This window comes from Halobacterium noricense (assembly GCF_021233435.1).
GTDB lineage: Archaea > Halobacteriota > Halobacteria > Halobacteriales > Halobacteriaceae > Halobacterium > Halobacterium noricense.
In genome coordinates this window covers 439,096-457,617 of the sequence record NZ_CP089468.1, presented here as the reverse complement: position 1 = coordinate 457,617, position 18,522 = coordinate 439,096, and the positions used below count along the sequence as shown (strand labels likewise).

Annotated in this window: 20 protein-coding genes; 9 read left to right on the top strand and 11 right to left on the bottom strand. The window is 68.8% G+C overall.

Annotated elements, in window-relative coordinates:
* Window positions 1–29 precede the first annotated feature (29 nt).
* Both LT974_RS02570 and LT974_RS02565 read right to left on the bottom strand, forming a co-directional pair.
* A complete protein-coding gene (locus tag LT974_RS02570) occupies window positions 30–548 on the bottom strand; it encodes a CinA family protein (RefSeq protein WP_232589096.1) in 519 nt (172 codons plus the stop codon).
* A 40-nt stretch (window positions 549–588) separates the two neighbouring features.
* A complete protein-coding gene (locus LT974_RS02565) occupies window positions 589–939 on the bottom strand; it encodes a nuclear transport factor 2 family protein (protein ID WP_232589095.1) in 351 nt (116 codons plus the stop codon).
* A 103-nt stretch (window positions 940–1,042) separates the two neighbouring features.
* Here LT974_RS02565 and LT974_RS02560 point away from each other — a divergent pair, with 103 nt between their 5' ends.
* The gene (locus LT974_RS02560; protein WP_232589094.1) at window positions 1,043–2,149 is read left to right on the top strand and encodes a pyridoxal phosphate-dependent aminotransferase; all 1,107 of its coding nucleotides are present in this window, start codon (window positions 1,043–1,045) and stop codon (window positions 2,147–2,149) included.
* A gap of 1 nt (window position 2,150) precedes the next feature.
* Here LT974_RS02560 and LT974_RS02555 read toward each other — a convergent pair whose 3' ends face one another.
* The gene (locus tag LT974_RS02555) at window positions 2,151–2,345 is read right to left on the bottom strand and encodes a hypothetical protein (RefSeq protein WP_232589093.1); all 195 of its coding nucleotides are present in this window, start codon (window positions 2,343–2,345) and stop codon (window positions 2,151–2,153) included.
* 112 nt (window positions 2,346–2,457) lie between these two features.
* Here LT974_RS02555 and LT974_RS02550 point away from each other — a divergent pair, with 112 nt between their 5' ends.
* Window positions 2,458–3,492, top strand: a complete 1,035-nt coding sequence (locus LT974_RS02550; RefSeq protein WP_232589092.1) for an ArsA family ATPase — start codon at window positions 2,458–2,460, stop codon at window positions 3,490–3,492.
* On the opposite strand, the gene LT974_RS02545 is transcribed toward LT974_RS02550, so the two are convergent.
* From LT974_RS02545 to LT974_RS02535, 3 genes are read right to left on the bottom strand one after another with little or no spacing between them, the layout of a single operon-like run.
* Complete coding sequence (locus LT974_RS02545; RefSeq protein WP_232589091.1) at window positions 3,493–4,308, bottom strand: SDR family oxidoreductase; 816 nt, start codon at window positions 4,306–4,308, stop codon at window positions 3,493–3,495.
* Between the two features lie 51 nt (window positions 4,309–4,359).
* Complete coding sequence (locus LT974_RS02540; RefSeq protein ID WP_232589090.1) at window positions 4,360–5,172, bottom strand: endonuclease V; 813 nt, start codon at window positions 5,170–5,172, stop codon at window positions 4,360–4,362.
* 1 nt (window position 5,173) lies between these two features.
* Entirely contained in the window at window positions 5,174–6,130 is a 957-nt protein-coding gene (locus LT974_RS02535) for a rhomboid family intramembrane serine protease (RefSeq protein WP_232589089.1), read from the bottom strand.
* Between the two features lie 621 nt (window positions 6,131–6,751).
* On the opposite strand from LT974_RS02535, the gene LT974_RS02530 reads away from it, so the two are divergent.
* The 3 genes from LT974_RS02530 to LT974_RS02520 are packed head-to-tail and all read left to right on the top strand — an operon-like array spanning window position 6,752 to window position 9,425.
* Complete coding sequence (locus LT974_RS02530; RefSeq protein WP_232589088.1) at window positions 6,752–7,186, top strand: DUF5788 family protein; 435 nt, start codon at window positions 6,752–6,754, stop codon at window positions 7,184–7,186.
* Window positions 7,183–8,988 (top strand): helix-hairpin-helix domain-containing protein, encoded by a 1,806-nt coding sequence (locus tag LT974_RS02525; protein ID WP_232589087.1) that lies wholly within the window; start codon window positions 7,183–7,185, stop codon window positions 8,986–8,988. The genes LT974_RS02530 and LT974_RS02525 overlap by 4 nt, the downstream gene beginning before the upstream one ends.
* Window positions 8,985–9,425, top strand: coding sequence for a DUF5615 family PIN-like protein (locus LT974_RS02520; protein WP_232589085.1), 441 nt, complete (start codon window positions 8,985–8,987; stop codon window positions 9,423–9,425). The genes LT974_RS02525 and LT974_RS02520 overlap by 4 nt, the downstream gene beginning before the upstream one ends.
* Here LT974_RS02520 and LT974_RS02515 read toward each other — a convergent pair whose 3' ends face one another.
* Entirely contained in the window at window positions 9,426–10,337 is a 912-nt protein-coding gene (locus tag LT974_RS02515) for a DUF7139 domain-containing protein (RefSeq protein ID WP_232589084.1), read from the bottom strand.
* 207 nt (window positions 10,338–10,544) lie between these two features.
* Between LT974_RS02515 and LT974_RS02510 the strand changes: the two genes are divergently transcribed.
* From LT974_RS02510 to LT974_RS02500, 3 genes are all read left to right on the top strand, one after another.
* The gene (locus LT974_RS02510; protein WP_232589083.1) at window positions 10,545–10,829 is read left to right on the top strand and encodes a DUF5789 family protein; all 285 of its coding nucleotides are present in this window, start codon (window positions 10,545–10,547) and stop codon (window positions 10,827–10,829) included.
* A 63-nt stretch (window positions 10,830–10,892) separates the two neighbouring features.
* A complete protein-coding gene (locus LT974_RS02505) occupies window positions 10,893–12,641 on the top strand; it encodes a methyl-accepting chemotaxis protein (RefSeq protein ID WP_269785431.1) in 1,749 nt (582 codons plus the stop codon).
* Between the two features lie 71 nt (window positions 12,642–12,712).
* Complete coding sequence (locus LT974_RS02500; RefSeq protein WP_232589082.1) at window positions 12,713–13,207, top strand: DUF302 domain-containing protein; 495 nt, start codon at window positions 12,713–12,715, stop codon at window positions 13,205–13,207.
* Here LT974_RS02500 and LT974_RS02495 read toward each other — a convergent pair.
* From LT974_RS02495 to nreA, 3 genes are all read right to left on the bottom strand, one after another.
* Window positions 13,204–13,980: a CPBP family intramembrane glutamic endopeptidase gene (locus tag LT974_RS02495; RefSeq protein ID WP_232589081.1), complete on the bottom strand. Its 777-nt coding sequence runs from the start codon at window positions 13,978–13,980 to the stop codon at window positions 13,204–13,206. The genes LT974_RS02500 and LT974_RS02495 overlap by 4 nt on opposite strands.
* Before the next feature lie 61 nt (window positions 13,981–14,041).
* Window positions 14,042–14,260 carry a hypothetical protein gene (locus tag LT974_RS02490; protein WP_232589080.1) on the bottom strand — a complete coding sequence of 73 codons (219 nt, stop codon included), beginning with the start codon at window positions 14,258–14,260 and terminating at the stop codon, window positions 14,042–14,044.
* Between the two features lie 49 nt (window positions 14,261–14,309).
* Window positions 14,310–15,575 carry a DNA repair protein NreA gene (nreA, locus tag LT974_RS02485; protein ID WP_232589079.1) on the bottom strand — a complete coding sequence of 422 codons (1,266 nt, stop codon included), beginning with the start codon at window positions 15,573–15,575 and terminating at the stop codon, window positions 14,310–14,312.
* Window positions 15,576–15,795: 220 nt separating this feature from the next.
* On the opposite strand from nreA, the gene LT974_RS02480 reads away from it, so the two are divergent.
* Window positions 15,796–15,933 carry a hypothetical protein gene (locus LT974_RS02480; RefSeq protein WP_230887732.1) on the top strand — a complete coding sequence of 46 codons (138 nt, stop codon included), beginning with the start codon at window positions 15,796–15,798 and terminating at the stop codon, window positions 15,931–15,933.
* A 3-nt stretch (window positions 15,934–15,936) separates the two neighbouring features.
* Here the strand turns inward: LT974_RS02480 and LT974_RS02475 are convergent, their stop codons facing one another.
* Window positions 15,937–18,423: a DNA topoisomerase I gene (locus LT974_RS02475; protein WP_232589078.1), complete on the bottom strand. Its 2,487-nt coding sequence runs from the start codon at window positions 18,421–18,423 to the stop codon at window positions 15,937–15,939.
* Between the last annotated feature and the right edge of the window lie 99 nt (window positions 18,424–18,522).

The window sequence follows — 18,522 nt, the reverse complement described above, 5'->3', positions numbered from 1 at the left end:
GGCCACGTGACCGTTTCGGCACGCGGCCGCTACCTGCGGACTTCCTCGACTTCCTCGCGGAGTTTGCGGAGCGCGCGCCGCGCAACCTGTTCTTTGATTTCGGTGCGCGTGCCGTCGAACTCCCGGCGCTCGACGGCCGTGTAGCTGGACTGCGTGCCCCACTCGCCGGCGTACGCGACGCCGATGTAGACGGTTCCGACGGGCTTGGCCTCGCTTCCGCCGGTCGGGCCGGCGATGCCGGTCGTGGAGACGCCCCACCTCGTGCCGGCGGCGTCGCGGGTCGCCTGCGCCATCTGTCGGGCGACGGGCTCGCTGACGGCGCCGTGTTCGTCCAGCGCCTCGCGGGAGACCCCGGTGTCGAGTTTGGCGTCGTACGTGTACGTCACCAGCGCGCGGTCGAAGTAGTCGCTGGACCCCGATACGTCGGTCAGCAGCGACCCGATGAGCCCCCCGGTACAGGATTCGGCGGTCGCGACGGTGTGGCCGGCCTCCGGGAGCACGTCGTTGAGTTCCTCCTCTATCGGCGGGTCGGCGGCGTACTCGCGCATGCTCGGGGCTACCGCGCCGGCGAGCAAGAAGGTGGTGGCGTTAGACGGTGTCGCGGTCGGTGTACGTGTAACGCTGTGCGATGCGACCGTTCTCGAAGACGTGGACGTCCGCGAAGCCGAACTCGACCGGCTCGCCGTCCTGCACGCCCGAGAACGTCCCACGGACGGCCGCACGAGACCCGTCCACGAGCACGTCGTGGACGGTGTGACTGCCGTCTTCGAGCGGGCGGCCCTCGCGGTAGAACGCTTCGAGGTCGGCCTTGCCCTCGATTGGCGGCTGCCCCGGCCGGTCGTAGACGACGTCGTCGTCGAACAGGGCGAGAAGGTCGTCGATGCGGTCGGCGTCCACGGCGTCGTAGTACTCGCGGACGCGTGCAGTGTAGTCGGTCATGGATGGACCGACGGCCGGCCGGCGAATCAACCGCACAGTACCGGCAACTGCCGCCCGTTTCCGCGGGCGAAAGAGCCACGTGGCGGGACGGAGACGCTGGTGTATGGAGTACGAGGAGCCGCTGTTCTTCCGCGTGATGGAGTACGCGGTGAAGTCAGACACCGACGTGGTGAACATGGTCTCGGGGAACCCCGACTGGGGGTCGCCGCCTGCGCTCGCGGAGGGCCTCCACGAGTACGCCGACACGGGCGGCCGCCAGTTCCAGTACCCGCCCAGCGAGGGGCTCCGGGAGCTCCGCGAGGAAATCGCGGCGCGCCGACAGGTCCCCGTCGAGCAGGTCATCGTCACGAACGGCGCGGGCGAGGCGAACTACCTCGGGATGGGGCGCGCGCTCGAACGCGGCGCGGGCGACGAAGTCGTGATGACCGACCCGGTCTACCCCTACTACCCGGGGAAGACGAACATGCTCGGCGGCGAGCAGGTGTTCGTCGAAACGGCCGAAGACGGGAGCCTCGACCCCGCTGACGTGCGCGCCGCCGCCAGCGAGGACACGGCGTGCATCATGGCGACGACGCCGAACAACCCCACAGGTGCGGTGTACAGCGAGGAGACGATGCGCGAACTCGTCGCCGTCGCCGAGGAGTACGACGCCATCCTCGTCAGCGACGAGGTGTACGACCACTTCGACTTCTCCGGGCGGTTCACCTCCGCGCTGGAATTCGAGTCGGAGCACCGCATCGTCGTGAACGCGTTCTCGAAGTCGCTGGCCATCACGGGGTTCCGGGTGGGGTACTGCATCGTGCCCGAGCGCCACGTCGAGCCGATGAAGTCCCGGCACATGCTGACGAACGTGGCAACGACGCGCCCGGGGCAAGCCGCCGTCCTGCACGCGCTCCGCGAGACCGAGCCGGAGTACTACGAGCAGACCCGGGAGACGCTGCGAGAGCGCGTGGACACGTTCACGTCGGCGCTGGACGACGCGGGCGCGGAGTACACCGAGCCCGACGGCAGTTTCTACGTGCTCGCGCGCTTCCCGGAGTTCCCCGGCACGCTGGAGAACACGTTCGAGCTCATCGACGAGGCCGGCGTCGCGGGGATGCCCGGCTCCGAGTTCGGGACCGCGCGCGAGGAGTGGCTGCGGTTCGCGCTCGTCACACCACGCGCCGAGGAAGCGGCCGACCGGCTCGCGGCCTACTTCGCGGACCGGTAGCTCAGTAGCCGCCCGCGTCCGAGAAACACCGCCCGCAGCGGCAGGCGTCGAAGTCGTCGAGCGCGCGCTCGACGGCGACCGTCCGGATGTCGTCGTGGCCCACGTCGTTGGTCGCGCCACACTTCGTCCGGCTGTAGGGGTTCTCCACCCCCTTCTTGTGCACGGTCGCCGTGCGCTCGTTCAGTACGCCCTCCATGCGGGCTAGTGTCACGCTCTGCGCGGAAAACTGCTCCGGCCAAGACGTTCGGGACGCTGCCCGTGAGGACCGCGACCGACGGATTGACCCCGCTGGGTCGTCCACTCCGTGTATGGACGAAATCGAGGTCGAGGCGGTCGACTCCCTCGACCCCGGGGTAGTCAGCGACACCGCCGAGTACGTGCTGTACGGCGGAAAGGGTGGCGTGGGGAAGACGACGATGGCGGCGGCGACCGCGCTGGCGAGCGCGAACGACGGCACCGCCACGCTCGTGGTGTCGACGGACCCCGCGCACTCGCTGTCGGACACGCTGGAGTTCGACGTGCCGAGCCGGCCCGCGAAGGTGCGCGAGGACAGCCCGCTGTGGGCGGTCGAAATCGACCCCGACGACGCGCTCTCGCAGGCCGGCATGTTCGGGCAGGACGGCGGATTCACGGGCGGTCTCGACGAATTGCTCGGCGGCGCGGGCGGCGCTGGCGACGACGGCGCGATGATGCCCGGCGCAGACGAGGCCGCCGCGGTTCAACTCCTCCTCGAATACATGGACGACGAGCGCTTCGACCGCGTCGTCGTCGACACCGCGCCCACGGGCCACACGCTCCGACTGCTGGAACTCCCGGAGGTGTTGGACTCGATGGTCGGCCGCATGATGCAGCTGCGCGACCGCTTCGGCGGGATGATGGACGACCTCACGGGGATGTTCGGACAGGGCGACGGCGAGGACGAACAGCCCGGCTTCGGGAACCTCGACGCCGTCGAGGAGCGCGTCGAACGGCTCCGTGACGTGCTCACGGACCCGGCACGAACCGACTTCCGCGTCGTGCTCGTGCCCGAGGAGATGAGCGTGCTGGAAGCCCAACGGCTCACCGACCGCCTCGACGAGTTCGGCGTTCCCGTGGGGACCGTCGTCGTCAACCGCGTGATGGAGCCGCTGGCAGACGCCGCGGACGTCCCCGGCGACGCGTTCGTCGCGCCGAACCACGAGGGCTGTGAGTTCTGCGCGCGCCGCTGGGACGTCCAGCAAGCCGCGCTCGCGGACGCCCAGGAACTGTTCAGAAACTACGACGTGGCTCGCGTCCCGCTGCTCGCCGACGAAGTGCGGGGCGAGCGTCCGCTGCGCGTCGTCGCGGCCTGTCTCGACGAGTAGTCAGGCGAAGCGGTGGAGCAGCCGGTAGCCGGCGTCCAACCAGCGGTCCGGGAGGAAGCGTGCGAGCACGCCGACGCGACCCGGCGTCCCGACGGGGTACCGCGACTTCGGGTCGGGGCTGACCGCGGCCTCCGTGATGACTTCCGCGACTTTCTCGGGCGGGACCGCGCCGACGCCGTTGACCGCGCTGGCGTCCTCGAAGAACGAGTAGATCTTCTCGTAGGCGCCGCTGCGGTCCAGGCCCTCGATTTCCGCTTCGACGCGCTCCGAGAACGAGGTTTCGACCGGTCCGGGTTCGACGATGGCGACGTCGACGTCGTCGGGCGCGACCTCCGCGCGGAGCGCGTCGCTCATCCCTTCGAGCGCGAACTTCGAGCCGTTGTACGCGCCCATCCCCGGCGTCGCGACGCGTCCGGAGACGCTGGAGACGTTGACGATGGTGCCGTCCTCGCGCTCGCGCATGTGTGGGAGCGCGGCGCGAATCAGGCGGTGCGGGCCGTAGACGTTCACGTCGAACTGCCGGTGGAGCTCTCTGGTAGGGATGTCCTCCAGCGGCCCGAGTTGGGCGTAGCCGGCGTTGTTCACGAGACAATCCAGTCGGCCGTGGTCCGCGACGACCTCGTCGACGACGTTCCGGCACTGCGCGGGCTTCGTGACGTCGAGCTCGGCAGTCTCACAGCCCTCGTCGGCGAGCGCCGCGAGGTCGTCGGTGTCCCGGGCGGTCGCGACGACCGTCCACTCCTCGGCGAGCAGCGATCGGGCGGTTGCCGCGCCGATGCCCGACGAACACCCCGTAACGAGTGCGACCTTCTCCATGCCCGGTGGGTCGTTGCCCCCGCAGTTAACAGTTGAGTAGTCCGCGCGTGGTCAGTCCTTCAGGTCGTCGGCGTACGCGTCCGCGAGCCGCGTCGGCGCGGGGAGCTTGTACCCCGTGCAGGTCGCCTCTACGACGTCCACGGTGGTCTCGGCGCTGACGCGGTGGCCGGGACTCACGATGAGCGGGTTGACGTGGCGCTTCTCGGGGTTGGGGTACTGCCGGGACTGGTAGGCGTACCCGACGACGGTCCCCTCGGGTGCGTCCATCGAGTCGTCGGCCTCGATGGCGACGCGAGCGCCCTCCGGCAGCGGTTCGTCGAGTGGCTCTCGGGGCGTCCCGCAGAGCAGGTTCTTCGCGACGCCCACGGCAGGAACGTCGAAGAGCACGCCCACGTGCGTCGCGAGGCCGGCCTGCCGGAAGTGGATGCGGCCGCTCCCGTCGAGCACGAGCACGTCCGGCTCTACGGAGAGCGATTCGAGCGCGTCCACGATGGCGTCGCCCTCGCGGAACGCCAACAGTCCGGGAATGTAGGGCACTTCCAGTTCCGCGCGGCCCGCGGCGCGCTCGACGACGCGGCCGTCTCGAATCGCGACCGCGGCGCTCACGGAGTAGTCGTCCCCGACGAACGCTTGGTCGACGCCGACGACCACGGGCGCGTCGCTGTCGGTGAGCGTGACCTGTTCGCCGACGCTCCCCGCCGCCGTCGGCGCGTCCGTCGGCGACTCGTCCAGTTCGATGTCCGCGACGTCGAAGTCGAAGTCGTCCTCGAAGGACGCCGTCGCCGCTATCTCGCGCTGGAGGGCTTCCATCTCCTCGTGGGAGCGGTCCGGGTCCGGGAGGAACTCGGGGCGAACGACCTCCATGTCAGGGTCGCCGGCGGCCGGGGCCGCCCGGGCCGCCCGGCCCACCGGGGCCGCCGAACTGGAGTTGCTTGGGTGCCCGCTCGCCCTCGCGCTTGAGCTTCACGCCGTACAGCAGGCCGATGCCGAGGCCGGCGAGGTGCGCGAACTGCGCCACGCCGCCCGCACCGATGCCGCCGCCGACCGTCGAGACGAAGATGGAGTAGCCCGCGAACAAAAGCGTCGCGAGCCACAGCGGCATCGGGATGATGAAGTAGAGGTAGATGCGGAGGTTCGGGTTCAGCACCGTGAGCACGCCCATCAGCGCCGCGATGGCACCGCTCGCGCCGAGCACCGCGGAGCCGGTAAACTGTGTAAGTTGCTGGCCGTACCACGAGGGGTTCATCACGAGCGCCGCGCCGACCTGCGCGAGGCCGGCGAGCGCGCCCGCGACCACGAACAGCCCCACGAGCTTCCCGGAGCCGATGCGCTTCTCGACCACGGGGCCGAAGAAGTACAGCACGATGCTGTTCAACACGATGTGGCCGAAGCCGCCGTGGGCGAACACCGACGTCACCCACGTCCAGACGGCCAGCGGCTCCGTCGTGTTGATGGTGAAAATATTGAACCACTGCGGGCTGTACGCCTCCACGCCCAGCGCGGGGGCGACCGCGTACTGCAGCACGAACGTCAGCCACATCACCGCGAGCAGCGCGAACGAGACGTTCCCGCGGAAGTAGCCGAGCACGCCGCCCGGTCCCGTGTCGAACGGGACTTTCGCCGCGAACCCGCCGCTGTCCTGGGACTGGCCTACGCTGTCGTCGAACCCGCTGTCGAAGACGCCGCCGGGGTCGTTCCACTCGTCGAGGCCCGGACAGTCGTGGTTCTCCGGGAGCCTGTGGTTCGAACAGAACGTGCCGCCGCAGAGCCGACACTGGTACGGCATCGACTCCTGCTCGCCACACCGGTCACACGTCGCCATTACCGGCGGTTGGGTGGGCGCGTGGTTATCGTTTTGGGTCTCGGGCCTCCGTACGGATTGTTTCGCGGGCGACGGCTTCGATACCTACACGGCTTCGTTGCCTGTGACGGCTTCGTTGTCTGCTACGGCCTCGTTGCCTACGACACCTCGAAAGCCCCGGCGGGCTCGCTCACGGGTCGCTACGCTCTCCGTTCGCGATTTCCGTGGCCTCCCTCCGGTCGGCCACGCATTCGCGGTCGTTCGCTCGCTGTGCTCCTCGTCACTCGCTACGCTCGTGCCTGCGGTGCTTGCGTCGCGAGACGACCAAGCAAGCGCGAGCTCGCCGCCCCTTTCAGTCCACCCGCCGCCGGTTGGTCAGCCGGTAGTGGGTGGGACTGAAAGGGGCGAGGCTCGAGTGGCGGCTTCGCCGCCACGGCATGAGGCGGTCGGCGGAGCCGACCGCCCGGTAGACGAAGGCGCGTGAAGCAAGCACGCGACCGTAGGGAGCGCGCGCAGCGAGCGCACCGAGTCTACAGCCTCGGGGCTTTCTATACCCGGGTGGAAGCAGACCCAGAGCCGAATAGTTCGAGTTCGGGTCGAAGTAGCCGGGGGGCTTTTGCGGGAGCCGGCGGTAACACGAGTATGCGCGAGTTCGAGCGGAAGCAGCTCCTCGAACGCGTCGACCGGGAGGCCGCGACGGTGGGAGCGTCGATTCCGGACACGCTCGACGTGCAGGGCGAGGAGTTCGAGTTACGGGAGTTCGTCTTCGAGGTGAAGAAACTCGATACGGTGCCGGCCGAGCGCCGCGAGGACATTCAGGAAGCGAAGAAGCTGCTGCGCCGGGAGCGGCTGCAGCGCCGCGAGCGCCTCGAAGACGCGGACATCACGCGGGAGGAGGGCGAGGAACTCGTGAACGCCATCATCGGCATCGAGCGGGCGCTGAACGCGCTCGAATCGCTGGGGACGACGAGCATCGAGGCGGAAATCGAGGCCAGCGAGCGCGCGGACAAGAAGCGCTGGTTCTCGTTCCTGAAGGAGGCGCTGGGCCACGACAACGAGGAGGGCATCAAGCGATGAGCCGGAACAACGAGGTCGCGAGCGTGCTCGAAGCGTACGCCGACCTGCTGGAGGCCCAGGACGTCGGCTACAAGCCGAACACGTACCGGCGCGCGGCGTCGAATATCCGGGACTACCCCGAAGCCGTCGAGGACCTCGCGGCGGAGGGTAGCGACGCCGTCCAGAAGATTGAGGGCGTCGGCGACGCCATCGCGTCGAAGGTCGTGGAGTACGTCGAGACCGGCGAAATCGAGGAGGTAGAGGCGGAGCGCGAGAAGCTCCCGGTGGACATCGAACAGTTGACCTCCGTCGAGGGGGTCGGGCCGAAGACCGTCAAGAAGCTCTACGACGCGCTCGGCGTGCAGACCTTGGACGACCTCGAAGACGCCGCGCGGGCGGGCGAGATTCAGGACGTCGAGGGGTTCGGACCGAAGACCGAGCAGAACATCCTCGACCACATCGGGTTCGCGCGGCAGGCCCAGGAGCGCGAACTCCTGGGGAACGGCCGCCCCATCGCCGAGGACGTGCGGTCGTTCCTCGCGGACCTCGACGCCGTCGGGCGCGTCGAGGTTGCGGGGTCGACGCGGCGGTGGCGCGAGACTATCGGCGACGTGGACGTGCTCGTCGCCAGCGACGCCGGCGAGACGGTCGGCGAGGCGCTGACGGGGTGGGACCGCGTGGACGAAACCCTCGACTTGGGGCCGACGAAGACGAGCGTGCGGTCGAACCAGCTCCGCATCGACCTCCGCGTCGTCGTCGACGAGGAGTTCGGGTCGGCGCTGCAGTACTTCACGGGCAGCAAGGACCACAACATCACGCTGCGCAACCACGCCATCGACCAGGACAAGAAGGTCAACGAGTACGGCGTCTTCGACGTCTCGGACGTGGAGGACCCGGACGCGGGTGAAGGAACCGACGGTTCGCGAACGTCGTCGGACCAGCGGGCCGACGGAAGGCAGCGCGTGGGCGAGCGGCTCGCCAGCGAAACCGAGGACGCCGTCTACGACGCGCTCGGCCTGCCGTTGATTCCGCCGGAGATGCGCGAGGACCGCGGCGAGGTCGACGCTGCGGCCGCCGGCGACCTCCCGGACTTAATCGAGGAAGGCGACGTACGCGGCGACGTGCACGCGCACACGGAGTGGTCGGACGGCGACCTCACGGCCCGCGAGATGGTCGAGGGGGCCGCGGAGTTCGGCCACGACTACGTCGCTATCACCGACCACGCGGAGGGCCCGGGCGTGTTCGGGGACAGCGGGCTCTCCGACGCGGACATCCACGAGCAGGTCGACGAAATCGAGGCCGCCCGCGAGGACGCCGACATCACCGTCTTCCACGGCATCGAGGCGAACGTCGACACCGACGGGAACGTCGTCGACATCAGCGACGACGTGCTCGCGGACCTCGACGTCGTGATTGCGAGCCCCCACAGCGGCCTCGGGGAGGACGGCGGCGACCAGACCGAGCGCCTGATTGCGGCCGTCGAACACGAGCACGTCGACATTCTCGGCCACCCATCGGGCCGGCTCATCAACGACCGTCCAGCGATGGAGTTCGACCCCGATGCGCTCGCGGAGGCCGCCGCGGAGGCCGGCACCGCACTCGAAATCAACAGCAACCCGCACCGCCTCGACCTCTGGGGAAGCGTCGTCCAGACAGCCGTCGACGCGGGCGCGACGATATCAGTCAACACGGACGCCCACTCCACCAGCGAGTACGACTACATCGAGTACGGCGTCCACACCGCGCGCCGCGGCTGGGCGGAAGCCAGCGACGTGCTGAACGCCCGGGACGCGGACGGCCTCCGCGAATTCCTCGACTCGTGAAACTACTGCTCGACGCGATGCTCGGCAGTCTCGCGCGCATTCTGCGGATGTGCGGGCACGACGCCGCGTACTGTCTGGACCGGGGGGTCGAGGACGACGACGCGATTCGTGACCTCGCCGCCCGCGAGGACTGCGTGCTCGTCACGCGGGACCGCAAACTGGCCGAGCGAGCGCCCGAGAGCGTCCTCGTCGAGTCCAAAGACATCGACGCCCAGCTCCGCGAAGTCGCCGCCGCGGGCGTGGACCTGACACCGACGCCGGGCGAGCGCTGCGGCGCGTGCAACGGCGAACTCCACGAAGTCGATGGAGAAGGAAACGAATTCCCGGAGTACGTCCCCGACGACGCTTCGCCCGTCTGGCAGTGCGAGGACTGCGGGCAGTACTTCTGGGAGGGCAGTCACTGGGACGACGTCGAAGTGCGGCTCGAAGAACTGTAACTACTGGTCGTTGCGCTCCCACCACTCGCAGGCTTCCATGTCGGCCATCTCCTCCTCGTAGAGCCCGCAGTACGGCTGCATGCCGTCGTTGCCGGCGTACTCGAAGTGCGCGCAGTTCCCGCAGTACTTGTCCGGCGTCGGGCCGCCCGCGGAGGGCGAGTCGCCCGCGTCGTCGAGCGGCGAGGCGATGTCGTCGGTGGCCGCGCCGCCGTCCGAGACCGAGGGGGACGCGCCAGGCGTCGACTCTGTCTGCGTGGACGGGGACGACGGCTTCGGTTCGGACGCGTTCGCGCGAGTGCGCTCGTCGGGGTCCTCGACGCCACCGAAGACGCCGACGCCGCCGAAACTCCCGGACGCGAGTTTCTCGCGGGCGCTCTCGACGTCGTCGGCGGGCACCTCGACGGTGTGCGTCTCGCCGTCCTTCGTGACGGTGAGCGTGACGCTGCCGCCCGGGTCGTTGCGCGTCTTGAACGTCGCGACCGCGGTGAACAGACACCAGAACGTCGTGATGATGCCGGCCGCGTAGACGAGCACGAACGCCAGCGTCGCCGTCGACGGGACGCCGCCCGAGTTCGGGACGTAGAGGTACGGGTACGTCGCCCGGAACAACATCACGCCGAGGACGGTCAGGCCCGCACCGACGGCCGCGGCAGCGCGCTGGACGCGGCTCGCGGGCAGCACCGTGAAGATGCCGACGAACACCGCGGGGACGCCCAATCCCGCGAGGATGCCCGCGATCTCCCGGCTCTCGTACTGCCCGAAGCCGTTGTTTATGAGGAGCCCCGTCGCGCCGGCGAGAATCCCCCCGACGACGAGCAGCGCGCCCGCGGCGAACAGGCCGGTGCCGAGGTAGACGCGTCGCTGGCTGGCCTCGCCCGCGCGCCGGTCGTAGGTCTCCCCCAGGCTGGTCATGCGTGGCCGTTAGACGTGCAGGGTAAAAACAGTACGTCAGACGTTCGACGGCGCGGGCGACGGGAGGGCTCGCTGCTCGCGGGTCGGTCGGTGACTCTCGACTACGCTGCTCGCGGTTCCCTGCGGTCACCGCTCGCCATAACGTGGCCTCGCGTTGCTCGGCCACGCTCCGAAAGGTTGAATCCACGCCCCCTCGAATCGCCGGGTATGGCTGACGAGACCGACGAGGACGAGGAACCCGCCGTCGAACTCGGCGAGGGCGAGCCGGTCGAGGGCGCGCCGCTGTCGCGCGTGGCGTCCCGACTGACGTGGGCCCAGCAGAAGAGCGAGGTCGCCCGCAAGGAGGGCGATTCGGTCGTCCGGACGCCCGACGGCTCCCAGAAACTCGAAGCGCTCCTCGAAGACGTCGACATCACGTACTTCGAGACGCGCCGCGAGTTCGAGGACGCCGTCCGGGAAGTCGTCGGCACCGGCCCCGTGCCGACCGAGTAGCGAGCTCCGAGATTCTGGGAATCACCGTCGCTGCCTTTTACGAGTCCCCGCGAAGCCGCGGGCATGACATTCCGGGGGACGTACGAGTCGCTGCTCTGGCGGTCGATAGCGCTGGCCGGCGCGGACGGGTCGGTCGAGCGGAAGATGCTGACCGCGGTCGGCCTGCAGTTCGCGAGCGCGGTCGCGATGGGGGCGTTCGCCCTGTTCGCGGGCGGAACGGTACAGGTCGCGGGCGTCGCGGCGATGCTGGTGCTGTCGGCGGTCGCGTTCTACAACACGTACCTCGTCGCCAAGCGCGACTTCGTGGAGCCGCTGGTCGCGCTCGACGCGGCGGCCTCCGAGATTGCCGCGGGCGAGTTCGAGGACGTCGACGTCCCGGACAGCGACCGCCGCGACGAAATTGCGAACCTCGTGGGGTCGTTCGAGGAGATGCAGGCGAACCTCGCGGCGGCGTCCCGGCAGGCCGACGCGCTCGCACGACAGGCGTTCGACGACCCCGCGCTCGACGAAGAGGTGCCCGGCGAGTTCGGGGACAGCATCGCGGCGATGGCCGACAGCATGGAGACGTACACGCGCGAGCTGGAGGCGAAGACCGACGAGCTCGAAGCGCAGTCCGCGCGCCTCGAACGGCTCGTGGACGCGCTGTCGGTGGCGACGGAGGCTGCCCAGCGCGGCGACCTGACGGCGACAATCGACGCCGAGGGACTTGACGTCGGCACCGAGCACCGCGAAGTCGTCGAGGACTTCGACGCGCTCGTTGGGACGCTGGGGGACACGGTCGCGGACATCCAGTCGTTCGCCGACGACGTGCTCGCAACGTCCCGGGAGACCGACCGCCGGGTCGCGGACGTCGCCGAGCACAGCGCGGAAGTGAGCAGTTCCGTGGACGAAATTGCGGCGGGCGCCGCCCAGCAGACCGACCGCCTGAACGACGTCGCCGCGGAGATGGACACGCTGTCGGCGTCGGTCGAGGAAATTGCGGCGAGTGCGGACGACGTGGCCGAGACCGCCCAATCCGCGGCCGACCGCGGGAAAGCCGGCCGCGAGCAGGTCGAGGAAACCATCGAGGAACTCCACGACCTCCGCGAGCAGAGCCGTGCAGTCGCGGAGACGGTGGCGTCGCTGGCGGACGCCGTCGACCGCATCGACGGCATCACCGCCGTTATCGAGGACATCGCCGAAGAGACGAACGTGCTCGCGCTGAACGCGTCCATCGAGGCCGCGCGCACGGGCGCCGAGGGCGACGGGTTCGCCGTCGTCGCCGACGAGGTGAAGACGCTCGCGGCGGAAACCAGCGACCAGGCGGGCGACATCTCCGCGCTCGTCACGGAGGTGACGGAGCAGGCCGACGAGGCGGTGGCCGCCATCGACGACGTCAACGACGAGGTCGACGAGAAGATAGCGAACGCCGAGACCGTGCTCCGCGAATTCGACGCCATCGTCGACGAGGTCACGGACGTGAACGCCGCCGTGCAGGAGATTTCGGCGGCGACCGAGCAGGGCGCCGAGTCCACCAGCGACGTCGCGCTGATGGTCGACGAGGTCGGCAGCGTCAGCGAAGAGACCGCCGCTGAGGCACAGACGGTCGCGGCGGCGGCCGACGAGCAGACCGCGGCGACCGACGAGGTCGCCGAGCGGATGGCCGCGCTCGCGGAGCGCACGGAAGACCTCGCGGCGCTGCTCGGCGAGTTCGAGGTGCTGGAGGACGCCGGCGGGGGCACAGACGGGGATGCTGGTGCGAACAGCGACGGACGCACGAGTGCTGCCGCCACCGACGGCGGCCCGAGCGCGGCGTTCGACTGGGGCGAGTAGCAGGTCGGAGTGTGGGCGAGCGCGCTGCTGGCTTGCCGGGCTTTATCTTCGCGGCGCTCGGACTACCGGGTATGCTGCCGAATGACCCCAGCGACATCGACCCCGAGGAGTACGGCGAGGAGCAGGCGGTGCTGGCGATGGACCACGAGGAAGCCGTCGAGCACGTCCGCGAGGCGTTCTCCGAGGCCGGCTTCGGGTTCCCCGCGGAGTTCTCGCCCTCGGAGCTCCTCAACGAGAAAGTCGACAGAGAGGCGCAAAGCGCCTCAGGCAGTCGGCCGCAGTCCGACGACGCGGACCGCGACCCCTACTACGTGCTGGGCGCGTGCAACCCCGAGGTCGCGGATAGGGCGCTGGACGCCAGCGACAACAAAATCGGCGCGCTGTTCCCGTGCAACGTCGTGGTCTGGCAGGAGGAACCCGGCAAACAGCGCGTCTACCACGTCTCCATCATGCGCATCGCGCGACTGCTCGGGATGGCGCCCGACGACGAGACGTGGGCGGAAATCGTCGCGGAGACCGGCGAGTACGTCGACGAAGCGTTCGCAAATCTCGAAACCGCCGACTAGAACGCGAGCAGCGATGTCGCTTCGCCGGTTGCTTCCGGCGCGTACGTCACCGCGACGTACATCAGCGTGAACAGCGTGGCGTTGTAGAGGCCGTGCGTGAGCGCGGGGACGGCGATGTTCCCGGTCTTCTCGTACGTGTACCCGAACAGCACGCTGGGCACGAACAGCACGCTAATGGAGACAAGGACGGCCGTCGGGCCGCCGGAGAGCGCGAGGATGTGTGCGGGCGCGAACGCCAGCGATGCGACGACGATAGCGGGCCACGCGTCGAAGCGCTCGCGGAGCCGGCCCTGGATGATGCCGCGGAAGAGGAGTTCCTCGCCCGGGCCGATGAGCAGCAACTGGAGCGGAATCAGGTACGGAATGATTTCGGGGTGTTCGAGCGCGGTCGTCGCACCCGTGTTCGTCGCGGCTTCCGTGGAGGTGAGCGCGAGCACGACACTGATGGCGTACAGCGCGGCGAACGCGGCGACGTACGCGCCGACGACGTACTTGAAGTCGTCGAGGTCGGGGACGGAGGCAGGCACGTAGTCCCACGAGAGCCCGCGCCGCCGGACGTACACCCACGCGGCCGCCGGGAACGCGATGCCCTGCAGCGAGACCATCGAGACGCCGAGACTCGCCACCGGACCGATCTGGTTGCCCGTGGCGACCGTGTAGACGCTCCCGACGACGAGGCCTGCTGGAATCGCCAGCGCGAAACCGAGGAGGGCGACGCCGAACGCGACGAGGACCGCGCGCAGTCGTGGGCGGCCAGTAGAGACAGCGCTCATGGCTGGCGGTTCGGGGCCGGCTGCGAAAAAACCCGTGACTGCGGCAGCGACGCGCGGCGACCTACTGCTCGTCGTCCTGTCGCTCCTCGGCGAGCTCGGCTTCGAGTTCCGCGACCCGCGCCTCTAGTTCTGCGACGCGCTGGTCGTCGCTGCCGCCGCCGAACGCCATTCTGCCGACCGCGACGACCACGAACGCGGCGATTGCGAACGACACCAGCATCAGGAAGATGACCGCGAACTCCATGCCACCGGGGAGGCCGCCGACGAATGCAGGGACCATGCGGTGCTGTTGGCCGGGTAACGGCATAAACGAACCCCCGAATCGCGGGCTACGAGAACTCCGAGAGGTCGCTCTGGACGCCCGCGACCATGCTGGACTTGCGGCGCAGCGCGCCCAGCGAGACGGGGAGGTGGTCGACGGCTTCCCGGACGGCGCCGTGGAACGACTGGCTCTCGCCCGGCTCGGTGTCGAATGCGTTGCGGACGCTCTCCCGGACCTGCCAGACGCCGACGGGTGCCCAGTAGTCGTCGCTGACCTCGCGGAGCACGAGCGCCTTCGCCTGCCGGCCGATGCTGTCGAGGTGTTCGAGCACGCCGAGGCGGGACGCGTAGTACGCGCCCGCGGTCTCGTCGACGTAGCCCGAGCGACCCTCGTAGCCCTCGCTGGCGGACGCCATCCAGATGTCGCCCGCGGGGTCCGGGTTCCAGATGCTGCCCGGGGCCTTCATCTCCACGAGCTCGTACTCCCACGAGCCGGGCGCGAGCACCACCCAGTAGCGGTTCCCCATGTACTCGTTGACGTGGACGGTGACGCGGTTCACGCTGGGGTTGTCCCGAATCTTCCCGCGGAGGAACTGCCCAATCGTGTCGTCGACGGCCGTAATCGACCACCGCGTCGGGACGAGCCGGCGGTGGTCGGCCTGCCCGAGCGCGCCCACGGAGAGCACGCGGTTGATGTCGTAGACGTCGAAGCCGCGGCGGTAGAGATACGTCATCGCGCCCTCCGCCGCCCAGTCGTCGTCCTCCAGGGTCTTCTCGACGTACCGCGGCACGTGGGGGTTCTCCGTGAGCGCCGCGGACTCCGCACTCGCGTTCGGGCCGGAGGGCGCGTTCGCCGCGGGGTTCGTGTACTCGCTGGCGTCGAAGTCCGGCGTGTCGGAGAGCCCGATTTCGACGTCCACCGGCCGATCGGCCATCGCGACCTCGCGCTGCGTGCCGACGAAGCCGTCCCAGACGTCGTGGACGTTGACGTTCGCGGAGCGCCGCGAGTTCAGCAGGCCCGTCCGGTACTGGAGCACGTTGTCGATGTCCAGGCCCTGCTGGTACCACTCGCCGCTGGTCGCGTACTCCTCGGGGTCCGCGCCGCCCGCGACCGGCGAGAGAATGCCCGCGGAGACGTTCGGATACGACGACCTGCCGACGAACACCGACGGCGCGGTCGCGCCGACGAGCGTGTCCCCCTGTACGGCGGACTCGAACCCGGATTCGACGTCGTCGAGGTAGTCCAGCACCTCGTAGGACTTCTCCTCGGCGAGCTGGCGTCGCTGGGCGGACTCGTCGGGCTGGAGTCCCTCGATGTAGTCGTCGAGACGCACGCCTGCTACTTGCGCGGGCGTCCACTTACCCGCTTCGCCGCGCGCACGTAGTCTCCCGCATTCTGCTACAGAAGTAGTAATCAAACGTTTTGGGAATAGTGTAGACAGTACCTATACAACCAACAATACCCACATACGTACCGATACATCTTCCTCTATTCCAAAATAGCCAACGGTCGCCAAAATCTATTTATTCCTTCGTTGTGTGGTAACTTGTAACATGAGCGTCGTGGAACAGCTCCGGCAACGCGTGGAGGACTCGCCCACTGAATTCGAGTGCGGGATTTGCGCGGCCCGCTACGAGCGCCAGCGGTTGAACTGCCCCGCGTGCGGGAGCGGCGAGTTCAGAGAAGCCTGACCGCTAGTCCGCCTGCGCCTGCCACTCGCGGACGTTCTCCTCGCTGACGCCCGACACCGTCTCGGCGAGCTCGTCGGCGTCCGCGCTCGCCAGGTCGCCGACGTCCTCGATACCCGCTTCTTCGAGTTTCTCCGCCGTCGCAGGGCCGATGCCGTCCAGCGCCTCGACGCCCTGCTTGCGCTGGCGCTCCTGGTACTCCTCGTAGTTGCAGATGGGACAACCCAGTTCCCACGGTTCGTCGTCGTCGCCATCGTGGACGACGAGTTCGGGGAGGTCGTGCTCGTCGCAGTAGGTGTCGGTAATCTCGATGTCGCCGCGACGCGGCAGGGGGAGCGAGTAGTCGCAGTCAGGGTAGCGCGTGCAGCCGACGAGCCGGCTACCGGTCTGGAGTTGTTTGATTGCGAGTTCTCCCCCCTCCTCGGCACCACACTCGGGACACGCGCCGATGACGCGGTCCTCGCTCTCCTCGGCTTCCTCCGCCGCACAGAGCGGGCAGCCGTGGACGAACGTGTCCCGGCCTGCGAGCATCTTCACCTCGTGGAGCCCGTGCTCCTCGCAGGTCTCCTCCAAGACGAGCGGTTCGCCCGTGGAGGGCAGCGGGAGCGTGAACCGACACTCGGGGTAGCCGTCGCACCCCACGAAGTACGAGCCCGTCCGCGAGCGCCGCACGAGCAGCGTGTCACCACACTCGGGGCACTCCCCGAGCGTCTTGTCCGCCTTCAGGGAGTCGCGGAGGTGGTCGCCGATTTCCTCGCGGGAGTCAGTGAGTTCGTCGAAGACCCGGTCCAGAATCTCGCGGGATTCGGCGGTGACCTCGTCGAGGGACTTCTCGCCCTCGGCGATGGCGGTCATGTCGCCCTCCAGTTCGCTGGTCATCTGCTCGCTGACCACGAGGTCGGCGTACTCCTCGGTGGCCTCCACGACCGCCTTCGCCAGCGTCGTCGGGCGCGGCGGGTCGCCCTCGATGTAGCCGCGGTCGTAGAGCTTCTCAATCACGTTGTGGCGAGTCGATTTCGTCCCGACCCCGAGGTCCTCCATGGTCTCGATGAGTCGGCTCTGGCCGTACCGGCGCGGCGGCTGGGTCTGCTTGGCCTCCATCCGGGGGTCAGTGAGGTCGACGTGCTCGCCCTCGTCGACGTCCGGCACGTAGTTCTCGGTCGTGTTGAAGTACGGGTAGACCGCGTGGTAGCCCTCTTCGAGGAGGCGCTTGCCGTTCGCTTTGAGGGACTCGCCGTCCGCATCCGCGACGACGCGCAGGTGCTGCCAGACCGCGGGCTCGGCGAGCGTCGCGAAGAAGCGCCGCACGACGAGCTCGTACACCTCCCACTCGTCCTCGGAGAGCTTGTTCCGGTCGGGGAAGTCCGGCGTCGGGTGAATCGGCGGGTGGTCGGTCGTCTCCTCGTCGCCCTCGGTCGGCGAGAGGTCGTCCCGTCCGAGCAGCGTCTCGGCGTCGTCGCCGAACACCGTCTGCTCGAACTCCGAGAGCAGGTCGCGCTCGTCCAAGTCCTCGGGGTAGACCGTGTTGTCCGTCCGCGGGTACGTGATGTAGCCCGCGGTGTAGAGGTCCTCGGCGATGCTCATCGCGCGACCCGCGGAGTATCCGAGGGAGCCAGCAGCGCGGATGTACTGCGTGGTGTTGAACGGCGCGGGCGGGTCGTCGCTGCGGGTGCGCCGGGACACCGACTCCACGACCGCTTCGCCGGCCTCCCGGAGCACCGAGAACGCGCGCTCGGCGGCGTCCTCGTCCCAGACGCGCTCGGCCTCGTTACCGTCCTCGCCCTCGTAGAAGTACTGCGCCTCGAACTCCACGTCCTCCTTGGCGAGGTCAGCGAACAGCTCCCAGTAGTCGTCGGGCTCGAACGCCTCAATTTCCCGTTCCTTGTCCACGATGAGCTTCAGCGTCGGGGACTGCACGCGGCCCACCGAGATGAAGTCCTCCCCCATCTGCCGGGCGGACAACGAGAGGAACCGAGTGAGCGCGGCCCCCCACACGAGGTCGATGATTTGGCGGGCCTCGCCCGCCGCGGCGAGGTCGAAGTCCACGTCGTCGGGGTCCGCGAACGCGGACGTGACCTCGTTGTCCGTAATCGAGGAGAAGCGCACGCGCTGGATGGGCGCCTCCTCGTTGACCTCGCGGACGAGCTCGTAGGCCTCCTTCCCGATGAGTTCGCCCTCGCGGTCGTAGTCCGTCGCGATGACGACGCTGTCGGCCTCGCGGGCGAGGCGCTGGAGCGCGTTCACGATGTCCTCCTGCGTGGGCTCCTTGACGACGTCGGCGTGCACGAGTTCGGCGGGCTCGACGTCCCGCCAGTCCGAGTACTCGGGCGGGAAGTCGACGCCGACGACGTGGCCGGAGAGCCCGATGCAGCGGCGGCCCCCCCACTCGTAGACGTTGACGCCCGCGGTCGTGTCGGTGGTTGCCCCTCCCTCCGAGAGGATGTCGGCGATGCGTCGCGCGGCGTTGTTCTTCTCTGTGACGATGAGTTCCACGGTGTACCTCCACCCGCCGGGGTGGTCTTGGAGACGGATACGCCGCTACTGCGGGTAAAGATTTCGGGACCGAGAACCGCAAGCAAGCGACGGGACAAG